Origin of the sequence: Aquidulcibacter sp. (genome assembly GCF_020253525.1) — a bacterium.
Taxonomy (GTDB): domain Bacteria; phylum Pseudomonadota; class Alphaproteobacteria; order Caulobacterales; family Aquidulcibacteraceae; genus Aquidulcibacter.
This window is the reverse complement of the sequence record NZ_JADCBK010000004.1, coordinates 1-20,090: the sequence shown is the minus strand read 5'-3', so window position 1 is coordinate 20,090 and position 20,090 is coordinate 1. Positions and strand designations below refer to the sequence as shown.

The 20,090-nt window shown below is 56.7% G+C and carries 16 protein-coding genes; 11 read left to right on the top strand and 5 right to left on the bottom strand.

What is annotated here, in order from left to right:
• Positions 1 to 23 precede the first annotated feature (23 nt).
• Together IOB61_RS00670 and IOB61_RS00665 are read left to right on the top strand one after the other, a co-directional pair.
• A complete protein-coding gene (locus IOB61_RS00670; RefSeq protein WP_290810675.1) occupies positions 24 to 695 on the top strand; it encodes a glutathione S-transferase in 672 nt (223 codons plus the stop codon).
• 9 nt (positions 696 to 704) lie between these two features.
• A complete protein-coding gene (locus IOB61_RS00665; protein ID WP_290810672.1) occupies positions 705 to 1,310 on the top strand; it encodes a hypothetical protein in 606 nt (201 codons plus the stop codon).
• Here the strand turns inward: IOB61_RS00665 and IOB61_RS00660 are convergent.
• Positions 1,297 to 2,181 carry a CoA ester lyase gene (locus IOB61_RS00660; protein ID WP_290810669.1) on the bottom strand — a complete coding sequence of 295 codons (885 nt, stop codon included), beginning with the start codon at positions 2,179 to 2,181 and terminating at the stop codon, positions 1,297 to 1,299. The genes IOB61_RS00665 and IOB61_RS00660 overlap by 14 nt on opposite strands.
• A 68-nt stretch (positions 2,182 to 2,249) precedes the next feature.
• On the opposite strand from IOB61_RS00660, the gene IOB61_RS00655 reads away from it, so the two are divergent.
• Together IOB61_RS00655 and IOB61_RS00650 are read left to right on the top strand one after the other, a co-directional pair.
• On the top strand, positions 2,250 to 3,083 hold the full coding sequence (locus IOB61_RS00655; RefSeq protein ID WP_290810666.1) for a bifunctional hydroxymethylpyrimidine kinase/phosphomethylpyrimidine kinase: 834 nt from the start codon (positions 2,250 to 2,252) through the stop codon (positions 3,081 to 3,083).
• 17 nt (positions 3,084 to 3,100) lie between these two features.
• Positions 3,101 to 4,234, top strand: coding sequence for a serine hydrolase (locus IOB61_RS00650; protein ID WP_290810663.1), 1,134 nt, complete (start codon positions 3,101 to 3,103; stop codon positions 4,232 to 4,234).
• On the opposite strand, the gene IOB61_RS00645 is transcribed toward IOB61_RS00650, so the two are convergent.
• The 3 genes from IOB61_RS00645 to tsaE are packed head-to-tail and all read right to left on the bottom strand — an operon-like array spanning position 4,204 to position 6,540.
• On the bottom strand, positions 4,204 to 4,947 hold the full coding sequence (locus IOB61_RS00645) for a nucleotidyltransferase family protein (protein WP_290810660.1): 744 nt from the start codon (positions 4,945 to 4,947) through the stop codon (positions 4,204 to 4,206). The two genes, IOB61_RS00650 and IOB61_RS00645, sit on opposite strands and share 31 nt — an antisense overlap.
• The gene (locus tag IOB61_RS00640) at positions 4,944 to 6,071 is read right to left on the bottom strand and encodes a phosphotransferase (protein WP_290810656.1); all 1,128 of its coding nucleotides are present in this window, start codon (positions 6,069 to 6,071) and stop codon (positions 4,944 to 4,946) included. Before IOB61_RS00640 ends, IOB61_RS00645 begins: the two co-directional genes overlap by 4 nt.
• Complete coding sequence (gene tsaE / locus IOB61_RS00635; protein WP_290810653.1) at positions 6,061 to 6,540, bottom strand: tRNA (adenosine(37)-N6)-threonylcarbamoyltransferase complex ATPase subunit type 1 TsaE; 480 nt, start codon at positions 6,538 to 6,540, stop codon at positions 6,061 to 6,063. The genes IOB61_RS00640 and tsaE overlap by 11 nt, the downstream gene beginning before the upstream one ends.
• A gap of 78 nt (positions 6,541 to 6,618) precedes the next feature.
• Here tsaE and IOB61_RS00630 point away from each other — a divergent pair, with 78 nt between their 5' ends.
• The gene (locus IOB61_RS00630) at positions 6,619 to 8,715 is read left to right on the top strand and encodes a TonB-dependent receptor (RefSeq protein WP_290810650.1); all 2,097 of its coding nucleotides are present in this window, start codon (positions 6,619 to 6,621) and stop codon (positions 8,713 to 8,715) included.
• On the opposite strand, the gene IOB61_RS00625 is transcribed toward IOB61_RS00630, so the two are convergent.
• Complete coding sequence (locus tag IOB61_RS00625) at positions 8,705 to 9,550, bottom strand: fumarylacetoacetate hydrolase family protein (protein WP_290810647.1); 846 nt, start codon at positions 9,548 to 9,550, stop codon at positions 8,705 to 8,707. The genes IOB61_RS00630 and IOB61_RS00625 overlap by 11 nt on opposite strands.
• Before the next feature lie 229 nt (positions 9,551 to 9,779).
• Here IOB61_RS00625 and IOB61_RS00620 point away from each other — a divergent pair, with 229 nt between their 5' ends.
• The 6 genes from IOB61_RS00620 (at position 9,780) to aguB (ending at position 20,023) form a co-directional block, all read left to right on the top strand.
• The gene (locus IOB61_RS00620) at positions 9,780 to 12,413 is read left to right on the top strand and encodes a TonB-dependent receptor (RefSeq protein ID WP_290810644.1); all 2,634 of its coding nucleotides are present in this window, start codon (positions 9,780 to 9,782) and stop codon (positions 12,411 to 12,413) included.
• Positions 12,414 to 12,530: 117 nt separating this feature from the next.
• The gene (gene msrA, locus IOB61_RS00615) at positions 12,531 to 13,181 is read left to right on the top strand and encodes a peptide-methionine (S)-S-oxide reductase MsrA (RefSeq protein WP_290810641.1); all 651 of its coding nucleotides are present in this window, start codon (positions 12,531 to 12,533) and stop codon (positions 13,179 to 13,181) included.
• A gap of 628 nt (positions 13,182 to 13,809) precedes the next feature.
• Entirely contained in the window at positions 13,810 to 16,365 is a 2,556-nt protein-coding gene (locus tag IOB61_RS00610; RefSeq protein ID WP_290810638.1) for a TonB-dependent receptor, read from the top strand.
• A 121-nt stretch (positions 16,366 to 16,486) separates the two neighbouring features.
• Positions 16,487 to 18,070, top strand: coding sequence for an alkaline phosphatase D family protein (locus tag IOB61_RS00605; protein WP_290810635.1), 1,584 nt, complete (start codon positions 16,487 to 16,489; stop codon positions 18,068 to 18,070).
• 83 nt (positions 18,071 to 18,153) lie between these two features.
• Positions 18,154 to 19,170, top strand: a complete 1,017-nt coding sequence (locus IOB61_RS00600) for an agmatine deiminase family protein (protein ID WP_290810632.1) — start codon at positions 18,154 to 18,156, stop codon at positions 19,168 to 19,170.
• A 1-nt stretch (position 19,171) separates the two neighbouring features.
• Entirely contained in the window at positions 19,172 to 20,023 is an 852-nt protein-coding gene (gene aguB / locus IOB61_RS00595; protein ID WP_290810629.1) for an N-carbamoylputrescine amidase, read from the top strand.
• The last annotated feature ends 67 nt before the right edge of the window (positions 20,024 to 20,090 follow it).

The following is a 20,090-nucleotide window of genomic DNA, read 5'->3' as shown; positions in this document are numbered from 1 at the left end:
AACGCCCATATAGGACTGGTCCCATGGCTACTCTGCCGATCCTCACCATTGGCAACAAAAACTATTCCAGCTGGTCAATGCGGCCTTGGCTCGCGCTGAAATGGGCCGGGATTGGCTTTCAGGAGCGGATCATTCCGTTAGGGCCACGCGGCATGGGCCCCAATCCAGACATCGTTGCGGTCAGCCCTTCGGGCACGGTGCCGGTTTTGGAATTGCCCGATGGCGAGAAGATTTGGGACACACTGTCGATTTGTGAATGGGCCCATGAGCAAGCCCCAGACGCAGGCCTCTGGCCTAAGGATACGATTGCCCGTGCGCTTGCCCGGTCGGCTGTTTGCGAGATGCACTCTGGCTTTGCCGCTGTGCGCCAAACTTTTCCGATGAACTTGCGGCGGGTAAAGGTCGGCCATGAATGGTCCGACACCGTTCAATATCAAGTTCAGCGTATTGATGACTTGTTGTGTGGCCTTAAGGCGCGCTTTGGGACTGCAGACAGTCCCTTCATCATGGGCCATCGTTCGATCGTGGATGCCTTTTACGCCCCGGTGGCAACCCGTTTTCGCACCTACCAGGTGCCTGTCTCGGCAGCGCTTCAAGCCTGGTGCGAGGCGATTTTCCAAGATCCGGATTTTGCTGCTTGGGATCAGGCGGCCAAGCTTGAAACTTGGACAATTCCAGAAACCGATGCGGCTTAGGGGAATTGGGTGCAACCGATTGGCACACAACAGCGTATCACAAACATGATCCAGCGCCGCACCCTCTTACTCTCCGCCCCATTTGCCCTTTTGTCAGCTTGCTCCAAAGCGGAGGCTGTCGCGCCGAAGAGTGATTTGGGCACCGCCCCATCGCCCGCGATAGTCGCCTTGACCCCGCGACCCAATGAGCTTGTCTGGCTGCAGTTCAAAGGGACGGTCCGCACCAGCGAGTCCGTAGCCGATGTTCGTGCCGCTACGCTGCATCGCGCCGTTGTGAGGCGCACTGTCGGCTCTGATGTCGGTGAGACCAAATTCTTTGACCTATGGCAAAGTGCGGGACAGCCAGCTGTGGCAGGGCCTTCTGCCACCCGCACCTTGCGGTCGCTGCAAGATGGCTCAAGCGGCTTCTGGCTTGAGCGCGAGTTCACCCATCCCGCTCTCGTTAGAGGCGTAGAATCTTCCCGCTTGGCCCGCACAGGTGCCAATGTGTTGGCGCTGAGCGGCAAGCAAGTCTGGCTTTTGGCTGGCGGAGTGGGTGCTGCGCCAGCCCTAACCGCCGATCAAACTACGCAGTTGAATGCGTGGCTCGTGAGCCTCGGCCTTAAGCCGACATAGCGGCAATCGCGTCGGCGATGGCGACCGTTTGTTCGGCCATATCGCGATGCAAAAGCTCGGTCATCTTCCCGTCGACTTTCAGCACGCCCTTACCCGCATTGGCGGGGTCCAAAAAGGCTGCAATCACCGCGCGGGCGTGGGCGACTTCGGCGTCTGCGGGTGCGAAGACGCGGTTACAAATCTCAATCTGGCTGGGGTGGATCAAGGTCTTGCCGTCAAAGCCGAACTCTAGCCCCTGCCAGCAAATGGCTTCAAAGCCTTCGCTATTGGCTATGTCATTGTAAACGCCATCAATGACCGCAAGGCCATAAAGGCGGGCGGCCGTAACGCTGGCGGCGAGGGCAAAGTGGAAAGGGGCCCGATCGGCGGTTTGCCGCGCGCGGGTTTCTTTGGCCAAATCATTGGTGCCCATCACAAAAGCGGCGAGGCGCGTCGTGGTGCTCGAGGCAGCAATTGAAGCAATCTCTAGAATCGCCCGCGGGGTTTCAATCATCGCCCACAGGCTCATCGCGGGGGCGGCACCTAGGGCATCCATGGCCTCGCTGGCGGCGCGTACTTCTTCGGCAGAGGAGATTTTGGGGAATAAAATCCCATCGGGTCCGGCCGCGACAGCCGCTTCCAAATCTTGTGCACCCCAAGGCGAAGTCAGCCCATTGACGCGGATAATCACTTCCCGCTTGCCATACCCACCTGCTTTCACGATCGCTGCTACCGAGGCGCGCGCTTCATCCTTGGCATCGGGGGCCACCGCATCTTCCAAATCCAAGATCACGGCATCAGCAGGAAGGCTTTTGGCCTTTTCCAAAGCTTTGGCATTGGCACCGGGCATATACAGTACACTACGACGGGGGCGGGCTTGGGGAGCGGTCATGGGAAGCCTTTCACGTGAGGTTTGGCTTCTTCTAGCCACAAGCAGGGCGGTGGCGTAAAGAGCAGGCCATGCCTTTGGTGCTGATTCTTGGTTCACATGTCGCGGGAAGCCGGGTGGGTGGCACCTTGGCCAACCTCGCTTTGGCCCAATCGCCGATGAAGATTGATCCCGTACATGTGCCGACCACGCTTCTAGGTCGTCACCCTGGCTGGGGACCGCCGGGTGGGGGGCCGGTTAGCCCAGACTTGTTTGCAGGCATGTTGGAGGGCATCGCCGCCAATGGCTTGTTCGCCGCGGTCGATGGCGTCCTGACCGATTATTTTGCGAGCGCCGAGCAAGTCCAGATTGCCGCCCGGGCCATTGATGCCGTCAAAACAGCCAACCCTCGCGCCATCATTATGGTTGACCCCGTTTTGGGCGACTTGCCTGGCGGGCTCTATGTCGGGCAGGGAGTGGCTGATGCGCTAGCCGAACATCTGATCCCGCGCGCGGATTATCTGACGCCCAATCTGTGGGAGTTGGGCTATCTGCCCAAAACAACGCCACAAGACCTAAAGCACATTCATAGTGCCGCTACCGCTTTGGGTCGTCCGTCCTTGATTTCCTCTGTCGAGCAGGATGGCGAGATTGGCGGAATGTTGGTTGATGGAACACGCGCTTGGCTTGCCAGCCATTCTAAATCGGCCAACCCACCCAAAGGCACGGGCGACTTGATGGCGACGATGTTTCTTGCCCATTTGATTGACGGTCAAACTGCGCCGCAGGCCATGGCCTTGGCTTTGGCCGGCGTGTCATACACGGTTGCGCGTGCCCAAGAGTGGGGCGCAGAGGAATTGCCGATTGTCGCTGCTGGCTTTGAGGCCTGGCGGGCTGAGCCCTTGGCCTTGACCCAGCTGAGCTGAAGGGTCCAAATGCGACCATGACTGATCTGGTTTCGCCTTATGTTGCGCCGGGCTTCGAGCCTGTTTTAGATGCCTTCAACTTGAACTTTGAAGAAGGCCTCGAGTTGGGGGCGGGTTTCTGCGCCATTTTGGAAGGCGAGGTCGTCGTCGATTTGGTCGGTGGCCATATGGACCGCGCCAAAACACAAAGCTGGACGCGCGAAACCCTGGTGCCAGTCTATTCCACCACCAAGCCAATCGCCGCGATGGTTATTGCCCGCTTGCAGGACCAAGGTCTGTTGAACTTTGATGATCCGATTGGTTGGCTGTGGCCGGAATTTACCGAGCATGGCAAAGAAGTGACTTTGGCGCAGGCTTTATCACACCAAGCTGGCGTTCCGGGCTTCCCCGACCCAATTGATCCCGATCTTTGGCTTAATCCGCCCGCTTTGGCAGAAGCCTTGGCCCATGTCGCGCCCATGTGGCAGCCGACGACGGCAAGTGGCTATCACCCTCTGACCTATGGCTATATCGTAGGCGAACTCGCCCAGCGTGCGCATGGCACCAGCCTTGGAACCCAATTGCGTGTTGATGTCTGCGAGCCGCTGGGTATTGATTTCTGGATCGGCCTGCCTGAACTTCATCACAGCCGCTGCGCGGAAATGAGCCGTCCGAAGGCGATGGCGGAATTGGGACCTGTTTCGGAGGCCCGTCGCGTTGCTTTTTTGACGCCTTGGGCCTCCCCTAATCGGGGTGGTGCGGCTTGGCGTCTTGCTGAGATTCCCTCCGCCAATGGGCATGGCACGGCGCGTTCGGTTGCCACGCTCTATGGCGTCTTTGCCAATGACGGCAAGATTGGCAGCCACCAGATCATTTCCCCCGAGACGATGGCAGATTTCACCAAGCCGCGTATTCGCGGGCTGGATTTGGTCTTGCCGTACGAGATCGAATGGGCGGCGGGCGTGATGCGTAATTCTAATCTGCGCTATGGCAGCAATCCCGAAACCCTTGGCCATTCTGGCTGGGGTGGCTCTGGCGGTTTTGGCGATCCGGCTAAACGCTTGTCAGCGGCTTATGTCATGAACAAGCAAACCCCAGCGCTTTTGGGTGATGAACGCGCCGGACGCCTCATCCAAGCGCTCTATGCTTGTGTGGATGCGCGCAAAGCCTGAAGCTTGGCTTCGGCATCTAGCCGCGCTTGCGGATCGCCAACATGTAGCCAAGGCCCGTCGAGCACGAGGCCATAAAGGCGACCTTGCGGACCCCAGTCGTCAAACCATGTGCGGGCGAGCGAGCGTTTGGTAGCGGTTTTGCCTTCAAACTTTGCCCTGGTCGTGAGTTGAACTCCGGCATAGGCATAGGGCGCACTCGCAGCCTCGCCGCGACGGGTAAGCCTACCGGCTTCGTCCATGAAAAAATCGCCCGGTCCATCAAACCCAAGGGCTTCATCTAAGCGAGCCAGCAGCAGCAAGCCATCCATGCGGTCTGGGTCAAAGGCCTCTGCCATCCGCTTGATGGCTGTCTCATCCAGCCAGATCGCATCGGCATTGCAGGTGAAAAGTGGCCCATCTGGAAAATGCTGTAAGGCATAGACAAGGCCACCTTCGGTTTCCAAAGGCTCAGGCAAAGCGTCTTCGCGCGAAAAGATCAGGTTTGGCTTGGCTTTGCTACGGGGGGTTAAATGCGCCACCAACTTCTCGGCAAAGTGAAAGCTATTGACCACTGCTGTGCCGACACCGGCTTCTGCGAGGCGGTCTAACATATGGTCAACCAAGCATCGGCCATCGACCTCAACCAAAGCTTTTGGCCGGTCGTCGGTTAAGGGTCGCATGCGTGTGCCGAGGCCCGCCGCAAACACCATGGCATGGCTTGGCATCGCACTCATGCAGTTTGTGCCTGCCGAAATGCCTCGAGTGGCACATAACGCGCGACCCAGTTTTGCATGGCTTTAAGGCGGGGGTGGGTCAGGACTTGGGCCAGATGCCCTGCCTCACGCGGCATGAACTGGCGATAGCGCTGCTTGCCATCTCGGCCAACAAGACGGGAGAAGATACCCAAGATGCGTAACGCATTGATCGCGCCTTGGATGGCCAACTCTTCGTCAAATGGCGCGCGTTCAGACCCCGTCGCATCCAGATAGGCACGAATGGTCGCTTCATAGGCTTCAGGACTGACATCGCGTCGCGCATCATGCAGCAACATGGCAAAGTCCCAAGCGCGATAGCCATGTACCGCGTCTTGGAAATCGAGCAGGCCAACGCGTGCAATGCCCTGCCGTTCTGGCAGCCACAAAATGTTCTCGGCATGATAGTCGCGCAGGGTGAAGGCGCGTGGATGGGTCAGGATTTCACCGATGAGGGTGTCGCGAATTTCGGCCCATTCGGCGCGCGCATCGGCACTAAATCCATCAAGACCTAAGAAGCGCGGCGTCCAGTCCACGAATAGATTGGCATTTTCGCGCAAGGCAATCGCATCAAAATCAAGGATTGGCCAAGGGCCCATGGGCGAGGGAAGGCTTGGTGGGATTGGCGTCTGATGCAGGGCAGCCAAGGCTTCACCGGCAACATGATAGAGCTCAACTTCATCGGCGCGGCCTTCGGCGATGACCCGCGCATAGAGATCATCTCCCAAATCCTCGACAACAGCGACGCCAACAGGTGCATTCACTGCCAATGTATCGGGGGCAGAAAAGCCGTGGCCGCGTAAATGTGTGCCAACGGCGACAAAGGCTTCCACACGCGATGCCGCAAGTCGCGACAACGCGTTCCAGCCCAAAGCCTTGCGCGTCTCCTCATCCGCGCCGGGCGGACAGGGCCCATCCTCGTTGCCGGGCGGGGCCTTCATAAGGATGGCGGTGCGGCCCTCGTGGCTCAAGCGCTCATAGGAACGGGTAGAGGCATCTTGGTCGAATTTTTGCCGATCTGCCTGGCCGAAACCTGCGGCATGTAAAGCCGAAGCGATCGCCGCCTCAAAACGGGTGGCCTCAAGCGTGGAAGTGTTAGAAGTCATTCAGGCGAGATTTCCAAGTCGTAGTCGGCGAGGCCGACAGATGGGCGCGGCGGTGATCGCCCGAAATGAGGATATGGATGTCGAGGCTTCTTGGTGAGAGATTAGGCCCCGCTTTATCTGGCCATTCCACCAAGCTGATCACCTCGTCAAGCTCCTCCCAGCCCAATTCCCAGACATCATCGGGACTTTCGAGGCGATAAAGGTCGAAATGAAGCAGTTCTGGCGCGTCTGGCCGTTCGTCCGGGTCGGGCTGATAGCGCTGCACTAAGGTAAAGGTGGGACTAGGGACTTCGGTATCGCTGTTGAGAAAAGCCCTGATCAGCCCGCGCGCGAGGGAGGTTTTCCCAGCCCCTAAATCGCCCCGCAGCGCCAGGCAATCGCCTGCTCGCACCACTTTGGCCAAGCGCGCCCCAAGTTCGCGCGTGTCGCGATCGGTCGCAAGGTCGAAGGAAAGCAACAAGTCCATCATCAATTTGTCGTTAGAAGAGGTTGGCCGCGCGGTCAAAACCACTCGCTGTTGAAAGCAAGCTAGACTAGGTTTGTTTGCATGTTTTCTTGGCCTAGCCTTCTCCTTCTCACAAGCCCCGCCGCAGTATTACCCTCTGAGACAGTCGCCAGTGCGCGGATGGCCGAGTCTGGGCCCGATTCTGAGGTGATCGTCGTACGAGCAGAGCGTCTCCCGACTGATCGGTCTATGCCAGCGCAGATCAGTTTGACTAAGACCACTTTGGACGCATCTCCTGGGGTGCGTTTAGACGAGGCGTTGCGGGTTGCACCCGGTGTGGGTCTTTTCAGGCGCACGGCGAGTGGGCCCGCAAACGCCACCATTCAAGGCCTGTCCTTAAGGCCGATTGCGCCGAATGGGGCCGGGCGCGCTTTGGTGAGCCTTGATGGTGTTCCCCAAAATGATCCCTTTGGCAGTTGGGTTTTTTGGGTACGGCATGATCCTTTGTTCTTGGAGCGGGTTGATGTGCGTCGCGGGGCAGCTGGAGCGGGCTTTGGCCCGCTTGCCCTAACCGGCACGTTGGATCTGGTTGAGGCGCGTGGGGGACCATCCCGCATCCGCCTGTCAGCTGGTGGGCAGGGGGCGCTCCAAGCAGCAGCGCGCGGCTCTCTGGTGGCAGGCGATGGGACCATCACCGCTTTAGCCTCTTATGAGACGAATGATGGTCTCATCCCAGTTAGTCGCAACCAGCGCGGTGCCGTGGATCTGCCCGCTGACTTTACTGCTTCTACCTTGACCTTGATAAGCGAAATTCCGACCCGCAACGGTCAATGGTCGTTTCGGGCTTCTGGATTTGAGGAAGAAAAGGGGGCGGGAACCCTTGGCGGCCGCAGCGCAGCGCGAGGGGCGGATATCAGTGGGGCTCGTAAGTGGGCGGGGGATTGGGGGCAATCGCGGCTTATCCTATTTGCGCAGACACGCGATTTCTCCAACCAGACAGTCTCTGTATCGGCCGATCGCGCCAGCGTCACACCCGCGCTGGATCAGTTTGAAACGCCGGCTTCAGCCCTCGGTGGGTCCCTGATTTATGCCCCTGCCTTGGTGCGGTGGAGTCCAAGATGGAGCTTGGATTGGCGCCAAAGCGAAGGCGAAACGCGTGAGCTATTCCGATTTATCGGCACCAGTTTTACCCGCACGCGGGTCGCAGGCGGCCAGCAAAGGCTGGTGGGGCTTGGCTTAGATCTACCGCGTGCCTTGTTGTCCGCAGACGAACAATTAGGCTTAGACGCAACCCTGCGCGTGGATCATTGGGCCCATGATCGCGCCAAGCGCTTGGAGGCGGACCGGGTATCGGGGGCGGTGACGCTTTCAGAAGCGCCTTCTGACAAAGATGGCTATGTTGCGACGGGCCGTATGTCCCTATTTGCCATGGGCGGGCAGGCGCGCATCAGCCTGTTTCGAACCTTCCGCCCGCCCAGTCTCAACGAGCTGCACCGTCCTTTTCGGGTCGGCAATGACGTGACCGAAGCTAATGCCAATCTCGCGCCGGAAGTGCTTGAAGGTTTGGATGTTGACCTGCAAGCAAATTGGCAGGGGCTTGGCGGGGATTGGACGGGCAGTCTGACCCTTTATGCGAACAAGCTTAAGGACCCGATCACCAATGTAACCATTGGGATTGGTCCCGGTGTGTTGCCCCGCGTCGGTTTCTTGCCGGCGGGCGGCACCCTACGTCAGCGACTGAATGCTGGGGAAGTTCAGGCCAGAGGCATAGAAGCTGGATTGACTTGGGAAGCGGCTGGAAGCGGCATGCAGCCGGAAGTCGAGATACGCCTGTCTTTGGTCGATGCCGAAGTCGACGGAGGGCGATTGCTTCCCGCTCTGACTGGTTTGCGTCCGGCCCAATCAGCGCCATGGGCAAGCCATCTTGGGCTCACTCTGCCGCTTCAGGCCGGGCCAAAGTTGAAGGTCGCGCTGCGTGGTGAAGGCGCGCGCTTTGAGGACGACCTCAATAGCCGCAAACTCAAGGCCTATCAGGCTTTGGATTTGCGCGCCTCTTGGTCGCCAAAACCGGATCTGGACTTCTTTGTCGCGGGCGAAAACGTCACGGGCGCGGGGATTGCGACGGCCATATCGGGGGCAGGAATCCTGTCAGAAACTGCTACCCCCATCTGGCGCGTAGGCATTACGATTACGCGATGATAGTGGCCTTCACTTCATCAATGATTTTGTTCTCGATCACGCCAAGGCCGTCGATCTCGCAGCGTACTGTGTCGCCTGCAAACAGATAGACCGGCGGCGTGCGGGCAATGCCGACCCCTGCTGGTGTGCCGGTGAAAATGATGTCGCCGGGCAGCAGGGTGAAGGCCGTGCTCAAATGCGCAATCATCTGCGGGACCTTGAAGATGAGGTCGGCCACACAGCCATCCTGCATGAGCTGACCATTGACGTAGCACCGCAAGCGCAGTTGATCCAAATCTGCGACTTCGTCGGCAGTCACCAAGACTGGGCCGAACGGGGCATGGGTATTAAAGCCTTTGCCCATAATCATCGTAGGCGTGGCCTTTTGCCAATCGCGAACCGAGTAATCACACCCCACACAATAGCCCGCGATCACTTCATGGGCGCGTTCGACCGGTACATGGCGAGCCTCTGCCCCGATGATGACCACAAGCTCGACCTCGAAATCGAGCATATTGGATACACAGGGCTTTTCTACCTCACCATAGGGCGCATTCACGGCCGTGATCTGCTTCATGAACCAGGTTTGGATTGCAGGCGGTTCTCGACCTGTTTCGGCTGCATGATCGGCATAGTTCAGGCCAATTCCAAAGATGCGCGGGGGGTTAGGCACAGGGGCGAGGAACTCAATCGTATCCAGCGGTACTTCTTCCACAATCGCGCGACCGCTTGCGGGGCCGCGAAGTGCCGATATCACGCCTAGCCCATCACCGGGGGCTGCCAAAATCTGCGCCACCTTGCCTTCAATTTGCGCGATCCGCCGTGCGCCATTGTGCATAATTGTAGCAAGTTTCATGCGCTTAACATCCTCAGGGTTCGGTGAAGCGCCAAGTTGTGACGATTTGGCAACAGCACACAATTGTGACTTGAGATTGCAGTATTTCACCCTCGACCCCTACGTCAACCATGCGTATAGCCGAAGTAAGCTCTGCGGACTTTGCGCAACGTCATGCGTTGTTGCGGGTTGGCAGAAACAAAGGGCCTGAAACATCAGGCTGAAAACAACCATTCTCTGGGAGAGAAAAATGAATTTTGAACGATTGGGCCGCCGTGGTCTTCTGTTGGCTGCATGCGCAACGTCTGTTTTTGCCGCACCTGCATTCGCGCAGCAACAAGCACCAACTGCACAAGATGATCGGCCCGTTGAGGAAGTTATCGTTACGGCGACCCGCCGTGAAACAGCGCTGCAAAACGTCGCTGTCGCCGTGACCGCGATCGGCACCCAAGCCATCGAGTCGGCTGGCGTTAAAGACATCCGCGACCTGACCCAATTGGCTCCATCGCTGCAGGTGCCTGTTTCCGAGAACTCGGGTTCGGTTACCGCCCGCATCCGCGGCGTCGGTACGCAGGGTTCTAACCCCGGTCTTGAATCTTCGGTTGGTGTCGTGATCGACGGCGTGTTCCGCGCCCGCAACAGCGTTGCCTTTGGTGACTTGGGCGAAATTCGCGCCATCGAAGTTCTGCGCGGTCCACAAGGTACTCTGTTTGGTCGCAACACGTCGGCTGGTCTGATCAATGTCACCACCAAGAAGCCAAGCTTTGAGTTTGGCACTTCGGGCGATGCGACGTTCGGCAATTACGGCTTGGGCGGTCTTGGTCTGGGTATCACGGGTCCTCTGATCGAAGATAAGTTGGCTGGCCGTTTGTATGTCACCGCGCGCGCTCGCGACGGTTATATGAATGTGAACAACGGTACCGCCCGTACGGAGTCGAATGATTCCAATTATTATGCGATCCGCGGCCAATTGCTCTACACGCCAAGTGAAACCTTTGATGCTCGCTTGATCGTTGACCAAGCTTCACGCGCCGAAGCCTGCTGCGCTGCTGCAGTTTGGACCAAGGACGTGCGTGTTCCTTCGACCACCGACATCTTGAACAAGATTTCGCCTAATGCGCTTCAAACCACCCGCAATCTCAACAGCTATCTGGCCAGTGCAAACCGTACCTATGACCAAGATATCGAAGATAAGGGCATCAGCCTTGAGATGAACTGGGATGTTGGCTTTGGTAAGCTGACGTCGATCACGGCCCAACGCAACTGGAAGCGGACCGCGGGTGCTGACTCTGATTATAGCGGCGCAGACGTTGTCTACAGCTTGAAGTCGGAAGGCGCAGGCGCTTCGTTTGACAACTTCACGCAAGAATTCCGTTATGCCGGCTCGCTGGGCAAATTGGATTGGTTGGTCGGTACCATCTATTCCAAGGAAACCATCAACTCCCATGTACGGTTCCGCACCGGCAATGATTACCAAGCCTATATTGGCGGTCTCTTGGGACCTGCCTTGGCTTTGGCAAACCCAGCTTTGGCCGTGAACCCCTTGAGCCCAACCGTAACCAACACGCAATTGGCAGGTGTGGTTTCGACGTGGCAGACCATCTTGGGTGTGACCCCAGCCAATATCGGCACCTTGGCCCCCGGTGGTGGTCAGTTTGACGATTATGAGCAAAACGCCGAATCGATCGCGTTGTTCACTCACAACATCTATCAATTCAACGACGACTTCAGCGTAACTTTGGGTCTGCGTTACACCTCGGAAGAAAAGAAGTTCCAAGCTAGCTATCGCACCCAAGGCAATACGGCCTGTACCGCGCTTGAGAACCGCTTGGGTCTAGATGCGGCCCGCAATGCGGGTGCCTTGTCGGCGGTTGTCGGTGCCATCTGCGCACCTTGGATGCGTTCTGCCCTCGATGGCATGGATCACCGTCAAGAGAAGTCGGAAAAAGAATGGTCTGGCATCGTCTCAGCTGCCTATCGGATTGCCCCAAACATCAATTCTTATGCCTCCTACTCGCGGGGCTATAAGGCTGGTGGCTTCAACCTTGACCGTGCTTTCTCTGACCTGCAGAACAATTTGGTCACCTCCATCATCTCGCCAGGCGTTGGTAACCGTACCGTGCGTCAGCCAAACACCTCGTTTGCGCCTGAGACAGTGGATGCGTATGAAATCGGTTTGAAGACTCAGTGGTTTGACCGCGCCTTGACCGCTAACTTTGCGGCCTTCCATCAGACCTTTGAGAACTTCCAGCTGAATACCTTCACCGGTATTTCGTTCGTCGTGACCTCGGTTCCTGAAGTGGTCTCGCAAGGGGTTGAATTCGACTACGTGCTGCGCACGCCAATCGAGGGCCTGTCGATCACCGGTGGTGCTGCTTACTCATTGACCGAGTACACCAAGAATTTGGGTTCGGCTTCACAGCCAAATACCTTCTTGGGTCAAAACCCCAACCTCTACTGGTTGCCCGGCGCGCAGCTGACCAGCTCGCCTGTTTGGACCTACGGTTCGGCGTTCAATTATGAGCGTTCGGTCTTCTCCGACAAAGCGACGTTTAAAGCCTATACGGACTTCCGGACGATCACCGACACGATCACGGGTTCAAACTTGGATCCACGCAAGACCCAACCCGGCTATACCCTGATCAACGCCCGTTTGGCATTGAGCACGGCAGATGATCGTTGGACCGTCGAATTGTGGGGCCGCAACATCACCGATGAGCGTTACGCCCAGATCACCTTCGACTCGCCGCTGCAAGGCGACGCACCTGCTCTGACCAACCAACCCGCTTTGGGTGGCTTCGCCCCACGTCCGGTGACAAGCCAAATCAATGCCTTTGTTGGTGAGCCACGCACCTATGGTGTGACCTTGCGCTGGAACTACTAAGTTCTAACGCTTTGCCAAATTAAGCTGAGGGGCGCGGCATAGGCTGCGCCCCTTTTGCTTTGTGAGACTGTGAAAGAGGTATGCAACCAATCTCGCAAACGATGCGTATAGGCTACCATGACCCATCTGAAGCCCTTTGCCGCCCTCGTTGCTTTTTCCGCCCTTGCACTCGCCGCCTGCGGGACACAATCTCCGATCCAACCTGAAACAGTCGCACCAACTGCCAAGCTTGCGTCCGCCCCCGTACCCAGCAATTTGGCGACGGCAATTTTTGCTGGTGGCTGCTTTTGGTGCATGGAAAAGCCATTTGACGAGATCCCGGGCGTGGTTGCAACCACCTCAGGCTATACGGGCGGCACTTTGGCGAACCCAACCTATGAGCAAGTCGGTCGCGGTGGGACAGGCCATTTCGAGGCGGTGAAAGTCACTTATGACCCGTCGAAGGTTAGCTATCAAAAGCTCCTGGATACCTATTGGCTACAAATCGATCCTTTCGATGCTTTCGGCCAGTTCTGCGACAAAGGCGAGACCTATTTGCCGGCAATCTTCTATGGCAATGACGATGAGAAGAAGGCTGCCGAAGCGGCGCGTGAAATACTGTTTGCGCGCTTTAAAAAGCCGATAGTTGTGCAGATTTTGCCAGCTAAGACGTTTTATGACGCAGAAGGCTATCATCAAGATTATTATCAGAAAAACCCGCTTCGCTACGCCTATTATCGCAATGGCTGCGGCCGAGATGCCCGTTTGCGCGCCGTTTGGGGTCAATAAAGATATAAAAAGCGGCAATGTGTCACAATTGCTGCCTAACCCATTTACAAAACGGCCCACCACAGGCTAACGTAAGGGCAAGTCGGGTCTTTGGCTCGGCTTTGGTGTCCGGAATGGTTCATTGCGCTTTTCGTAAGCGCTGGATTGGACCGGCGCTCCCTGAGCATCGCCTTGCGGTGGAGCCTTTGGCTCCACCGCTTTTTTCATTATTGGACTTTGGGGAGCCTTTGGCTCGACCGCTTTTTTCATTATTGGACTTTGGGGAGCCTTTGGCTTCACCGCTTTTTTCATTGTTGGACTTGGGGGAGCCTTTGGCTCCACCGCTTTTTTCATTTTGGAATCGGCGAACCTTAAGCCAGCGCTCAATATAGCTCAGTCTTCGATTCAGCTTCTCTAAAGTCGACCTCGATCACCAGTCGCTGCCTAAAGTCTAAACAAAGTGTAACATTGTTGCCACTGTGTGAACAGCTTGGCACATATATCCCCAGTGTTCCCGCCTCAGAGCCGCCGCTGTCATAGAAGTGTCACATAAACGTCGCAGAGGCGTATCTCAAGCGGGCTAGGTGGCCCACTCTACGCGCAGCCTCCCACTACGATGCGCAACAATGACTTTCACAAGGGGTACCCTATGTCTCACGTAACACGCTTGTCTTCGGGCGTAGCGCTCGCCGCAATCTCCTTAGGCATGTTTGGCTGGAGCGGTCCTGCTTTGGCGCAATCCACCGGTTCGCAGCAAACCGAAGCCGAGCTGATCATCGTTACCGCAGCGCGCAGCCGCACAACGGCCGGTCTTATTGAAGCTGAAAAGACCCCAAAGACCCGCTCGACCATTACGGCTGAATACATTGCAACCCAGCCAACCGGCCAAACTGTTTTCCAAAGCTTGAACTTGGTACCTGGCTTGAACTTCACCAACAGCGACCCTTATGGTTCGTCGGGTGGTAACGTTCGCCTGCGCGGCTTTGACGGCAACCGCATCTCCTTGACCGTTGACGGTATTCCGCTGAACGATACCGGTAACTACGCGATCTTCACCAACCAGCAGTTGGACCCTGAATATATCACGCGTACGACCGTCAACACCGGCACCACCGATGTCGACAGCCCTTCGGCTTCGGCAACCGGCGGTACCATCAACCTGCGCATGCGCCGTCCAGATGAGAAGATGGGTTTCCGCGCAACTGCCTCGGCTGGTTCGTATGGCTATGGCCGCGGCTTGTTGAGCTTTGATACCGGCGCGTTCGGTCCATGGGGCACCACCGCATTTGTTGGTGGTTCGTACCAGAGCTACAATAAGTTCAAAGGCCCCGGCGAACTCGAGAAGAAGCAATTCAACGCCCGTGTCTTTCAAAAGCTGAACGATACTGATTTCGTCAGCTTGTCTTTCCACTACAATGAAAACCGCAACGCCTTCTACCGTAACGGTACTTTGGCGCAGTGGGCATTCTATGGTCCAAACTTCGACAATTTGGCGACCTGCGCCCGCGTCGCTCCTGTTGCCGGCACGGCTCAGAACGACGGCGCTACTTTGGTAGCAAGCAATGCCAATTTCTTGGCAAGCGCCGACAATCCAGACAATCCATCGAGCTGCACCAACTTCTTCGGTCTGCGCATCAACCCATCCAACACGGGTAACATTCGCGGTAGCTCGAACTTCCAATTGGCACCAAACCTTCGCCTGACAGTTGACCCAACCTATCAGTACGTGTTGGCAAACGGTGGCGGTACAACCGTTGTCGCCGAAAATGACCGCCGCTTGCGTGGTGCTGGTCTGGTCTTGACCGGTGCTGGCGCAATCCCAGCCGGTGTTGACTTGAACGGTGATGGCGACGTGCTCGACAGCGTTCGTCTTTATACGCCAAACAACACCAACACGAACCGCGTTGGCGTCAATGCTTCCTTGATTTGGGACATTAATGAGACCAACCGCCTGCGCTTTGCTTACACGTTCGACTATGGTCGTCACCGTCAAACGGGCGAGTTCACCCGCTTGGACGCCCAAGGCAACCCGCTGGACGTTTTTGGCGGCCGTGAAGGTCCAAAGGTCAATGGTGTTGACGGCAGCTTCCTACGCGGTCGTGACCGCTTCTCGATTGCGCAACTGAACCAGTTCGCAATCGACTATAACGGCCTGTTCTTCGAAGACAAATTGCGCCTCAACATTGGTGTTCGCGCACCATTCTTTGAGCGTCAGTTGGATCAACGTTGCTTCAGCCAAAACGGGAGTTCCAACGTGCTTTGCACCACCGAAACCCCAAGTGCGACTTTGGCCAACGGCAATGTGACCTTCGTGTCGCAGGGCACAAACCAATTTATCGCGCCTTACAAAGCAACGCGTAAGTATGATGCTGTATTGCCAAACATCAGCGCCAGCTATGAGTTCATCGAGAACAACTCGATTTACGCCAGCTATGCTGAAGGTTTCTCTGCACCTCGTACCGACAACCTCTACACCCCATTGCGCGCCGCAACCGGCGGCATCCTTCTGAACAACGCTGTTCCAGAAACCACCCAGAGCTTCGACTTGGGCTATCGCTACCAAGCTTCCAATGTGACGGCGTCGATCGCACTGTGGAATACCAAGTATGAAAACCGGATCGTGTCCGCGTTCGATGAGAACTTGGGCATTAGCGTGGATCGTAACGTCGGTGCCGTTGATCTGAGCGGTCTCGACTTGGAATTGGGCTATCGCTTGGGCCAGCGCTTCACCGCCTACGCCTCGGCATCGTTCAACGACAGCGAAGTGAAGAACAACGTACCTCTGTCCGCAACCACCTCACTGCCAACCGGCGGCAAGAAGCTGGTTGAGACGCCAGACACCACCTATGGCCTGCGTTTGCAATATGTTGTCGATGGCCTGACCCTTGGTGTTCAGGGCAAATATGTCAGCGAACGCTTCTCGACCGACGTCAATGACGAAAAGTCGCCTGCTTATAGCGTTGTCGACTTGGATGCGAGCTATGACTTTGACAAATTGGGTGTGAAGAACACGGTTCTTCAGTTCAACATCATCAATCTGTTCGACGAAGGCTATTACGGCAACATCAGCTCCACCAACAATGCGTTGACGATTGCCAACGTGTCGACCGTGGCTGGCGTAACTGTCGCCCGTACCGGTGCAGCACCAACCTATTCGCTGGGTGCACCTCGTACGCTGCAAGTCACTTTGAAGACAAAGTTCTAAGCTCAAAGTGCTGTAACGTTTGGTTCATGGGGCGGCCTTTACGGGGCCGCCCCATTTGCGTTTGCGCCCCCATGGACTAGGGTAAGGGTACACTGTTTTCTCAAGTACAAGGTCTGGTCTGATGAGCTTCGATCCAAAGCGGCGGTTGTTTTTGAACGCATGGGCCATGGGAGCGGCAGCGGCTTCGATCAGCAGTCCATGGCGCGGCTCGGCTATGGCGCAGACCCCTAAATTCATTTCGGACCCCTTCACCATGGGGGTGGCTTCCGGTGACCCGACCCAAGATGGCTTTGTGCTTTGGACGCGCTTGGCTCCAGAACCTTTGGACCCTGATTACGCCATTGATGGCTTGGTTGATGTTCAATGCGAAATCGCCGAGGATGAGGCCTTCACCAAAGTCGTGCGGCGTGAGTTTGCGGTGGCGCGGCCCGATAATGCGCATTGTGTGCATGTGGAAGTGGGCGGCTTGAAGCCGAACCGCCCTTATTTCTATCGATTCCGCGTTGGTTTGGCCGTTTCACCTGTTGGCCGCACGCGCACCACCCCGGAATTTGGTTCACCCTTGGCAAAGCTGCGCTTTGCTTGGCATTCCTGTGCCCATTATGAGCATGGTTTGTTTACGGCCTATGGCGACCTTGCCAAGCAGAATCCCGATGTGATCCTTTCGTTAGGGGATTATATTTATGAGGTTTCTTATGGTGCAGCTGTTCGACGTATGCCAGTCGAAGATGCCTTTAGCTTGAATGACTATCGATTGATTCATGCTGTCCATAAAATGGACCCGGACCTTCAGGCGGCCCATGCTGCGGCCCCTTGGCTATACATCTGGGACGACCATGAGGTCGCCAATGATTATCAGGCAGACTTTGGCAAAGTCCTGCCTGGTCAAGATCCCGCCAAGGATTTTCCGATCCGCAAATACAACGCCTATAAAGCCTTTTTCGAGAGCCAGCCGCTGCGCGCGCGTTCTCGATTTGATGCAGTAAGCCGTATGCGGATTTATGGTCAAAGTGGCTGGGGTGATCTGCTCGACTTCACGTTGTTAGATACACGGCAATACCGGTCCAAAGGGGCTTGCTTGTCGCCGGGTCGGCAAGAGGCAGAGACCGTGAGCCGTACGACGTGTGCAGAGCTTCAGGACCCATCGCGGACGATCCTAGGGGCCCGGCAAGAGCGTTTCATGTCTGAGAATTTCATGCGCGCGCCGTTTAAATGGTCGGTCTTGGTTCAACCCACGCTGTTCTCCACCTTGTTCCAGAAGAATAGCCAGGGGGATCCGACTGCCTTCACCGATGGTTGGAGTGGTTTTGAGCCTGCCCGTCAAAAGATTATCGACATGATGGCACGCCGCCGCCGGGATGTGTCTTCCGTCGTTATTGGCGGCGATATGCATGGTTTCTGGGCCAGTGACGTCAAGCAAGATTATGCGAAGCCGGAAAGCGACACGGTGGCAGTTGAATTTGTAGGCGGGTCTATCACGTCGATGTCGTTCAATTATGACCGTTGGAACCGTCTGTTCCCGGATAATCCGCACTTGAAATGGCAAGATGATCGTGTGCGCGGCTATGGCCTGGTTGATGTGACGCCGCAGACGATGGATGTCCGTCTAATGAGTACGCCAACCACATGGCGACGCGATCAAGCCTTTAAACCCTTGAAACGTTATATCGTGGAGCGCGGCAAGGCAGCGCTCAACGAAGCCTAGGTTTCACACACAGCCATCTTGCGGCATTGGCGCGGCAGGGCCATGTGACCCGCCTCGGAAATGCTGCCTAGAGGAGCCGTATTTTGACCCAGTTGAACATCCCCGCCGAATGGGCCCCCCACAAGGCGATTTGGACATGTTGGCCCTCGGCAGCAGATCTTTGGCAAGAAGATTTGGTCCCCGCTCGGGCAGAAGTGGCTGCGATGATCCGTGCGCTAGCGGCAAGCACGCCAAGCGGCAACCCGGGTGATGTGGTTCATGTACTTGCCCATGGCGACGAAGCCATTGCCAGCGCGCGCGCAAGCTTGCCATCCCCTGTGCACATTCATGCCTGTGGATTTGGCGATATTTGGTTGCGCGACACGGGGCCTATTTTTGCCAAGCGGGATGGGAAGGCAGTAGCCCTGCGGTTTGCCTTCAATGGTTGGGGTGGCAAATATGATTTGCCCTTTGACGACAGCGTTGGCGATCGTGTCGCGGAAGCGGCTGCAACCACCATTGAGCGTGCAGACTTCATCTTAGAGGGTGGGGCCGTGGATCATGATGGGGAGGGCACCATTTTGACCACAAGACAGTGTTTGCTCAATCCAAATCGAAATGCCGGATGGACCGAAGCGGTGGCAGAGGCTCACTTGCGAGCAGCCTTAGGGGCGAAAAAGGTGTTATGGCTGGGTGATGGCCTCGCCAATGATCACACAGATGGGCATGTCGACAATATTGCCCGCTTTGTTGGCCCTGGACGCGTGATGTGCATGTCCCCTTTTGGCGACGATGACCCCAATCGGGAAGTCCTCAATCAGATTGCCGCGGATTTGCGCAGCATGAAGGATGCAGCGGGTCGGTCGCTGGAGGTAATCCAAATCCCGTCGCCGGGGCTGGTTACGGATGACGAGCGCGAGGCTATCCCAGCCTCGCACATGAATTTTATTATCGGCAATGCCAGCGTGGTGATGCCACATTATGGAACGCCTTCAGCCGATGCGGCCCTTCGCGGTCTCGCCGCAGCTTTTCCGCACCACCGCGTTGTCGGCATTCAAAGTACCGCCATCCTGACAGGTGGCGGCAGTTTCCATTGTATCACCCAGCAGGAGCCAGTCTGAGATGTCGCGCCTTGTGAACCTAGCCGCCCTTCAGACCCATTATGGTTCTGATTTGCAAGATAATATTGATAGAACCATCGCGCTGATCCGTCAGGCGGCGGCAGAGGGTGCGCAAATCATCCTGCCATCAGAATTGTTCCAAGGACCGTATTTCTGCACCACCCAGGACGAGCGCTGGTTTGCGACTGCCTATCCCGCCCTCGAACATCCCTGTGTAACGCAATTACAGCCCGTTGCAGCAGAGTTGGGCGTTGTGCTTCCTGTCTCAATCTTTGAGCGCGAAGGGCCGCGTTACTATAATAGCGTGGTCATTCTCGACGCCGATGGCACAGCGCTGGGCACGTATCGCAAGAGTCATATCCCTGACGGTCCGGGCTATCAGGAAAAATACTATTTTCGCCCCGGTGATACGGGCTTTAAGGTTTGGAACACGCGCTACGCCAAGATCGGCGTCGGCATTTGTTGGGACCAATGGTATCCCGAAGCAGCCCGCGCCATGACGCTTTTGGGGGCTGAAGTTTTGTTTTATCCCACTGCCATCGGGTCAGAACCCCATGATGGCACGCTCGATACACGCGATCCTTGGCGGCGCGCCATGCAGGGCCATGCGGTTAGCAATGTCATTCCAGTTGTGGCGGCCAACCGGATTGGTGTGGAAAAAGGCCTGGGAGACGATCAGCATTTCTATGGCTCGTCCTTTATTGCCGACCATCGCGGAGATTTGATCGCAGATCTCTCGCGCACAGAGGAAGGCATCGCCTTGGGCACCGTTGACCTGACATTTTTGGATCGACACCGCGCAGCTTGGGGCTTTTTCAGGGAGAGGCGGCCCGATCTGTATGCACAGAACTGAGTCAAATTTGCCTTTCACGGTTATAAAACCGTAACAAAACCTGACTCAATTCTTAACAACAGCATCT

Excerpts from the sequence above, each read along its gene's own strand:
- IOB61_RS00645 (WP_290810660.1), bottom strand. The coding sequence starts at position 4,947 with ATGAGTGCGATGCCAAGCCATGCCATGGTGTTTGCGGCGGGCCTCGGC.
- IOB61_RS00670 (WP_290810675.1), top strand. The coding sequence starts at position 24 with ATGGCTACTCTGCCGATCCTCACCATTGGCAACAAAAACTATTCCAGC.
- IOB61_RS00625 (WP_290810647.1), bottom strand. The coding sequence starts at position 9,550 with ATGAAACTTGCTACAATTATGCACAATGGCGCACGGCGGATCGCGCAA.
- IOB61_RS00640 (WP_290810656.1), bottom strand. The coding sequence starts at position 6,071 with ATGACTTCTAACACTTCCACGCTTGAGGCCACCCGTTTTGAGGCGGCG.
- aguB (WP_290810629.1), top strand. The coding sequence starts at position 19,172 with ATGTCGCGCCTTGTGAACCTAGCCGCCCTTCAGACCCATTATGGTTCT.
- IOB61_RS00610 (WP_290810638.1), top strand. The coding sequence starts at position 13,810 with ATGTCTCACGTAACACGCTTGTCTTCGGGCGTAGCGCTCGCCGCAATC.
- IOB61_RS00620 (WP_290810644.1), top strand. The coding sequence starts at position 9,780 with ATGAATTTTGAACGATTGGGCCGCCGTGGTCTTCTGTTGGCTGCATGC.
- IOB61_RS00605 (WP_290810635.1), top strand. The coding sequence starts at position 16,487 with ATGAGCTTCGATCCAAAGCGGCGGTTGTTTTTGAACGCATGGGCCATG.
- IOB61_RS00660 (WP_290810669.1), bottom strand. The coding sequence starts at position 2,181 with ATGACCGCTCCCCAAGCCCGCCCCCGTCGTAGTGTACTGTATATGCCC.
- IOB61_RS00655 (WP_290810666.1), top strand. The coding sequence starts at position 2,250 with ATGCCTTTGGTGCTGATTCTTGGTTCACATGTCGCGGGAAGCCGGGTG.
- tsaE (WP_290810653.1), bottom strand. The coding sequence starts at position 6,540 with ATGATGGACTTGTTGCTTTCCTTCGACCTTGCGACCGATCGCGACACG.
- IOB61_RS00630 (WP_290810650.1), top strand. The coding sequence starts at position 6,619 with ATGTTTTCTTGGCCTAGCCTTCTCCTTCTCACAAGCCCCGCCGCAGTA.
- msrA (WP_290810641.1), top strand. The coding sequence starts at position 12,531 with ATGACCCATCTGAAGCCCTTTGCCGCCCTCGTTGCTTTTTCCGCCCTT.
- IOB61_RS00650 (WP_290810663.1), top strand. The coding sequence starts at position 3,101 with ATGACTGATCTGGTTTCGCCTTATGTTGCGCCGGGCTTCGAGCCTGTT.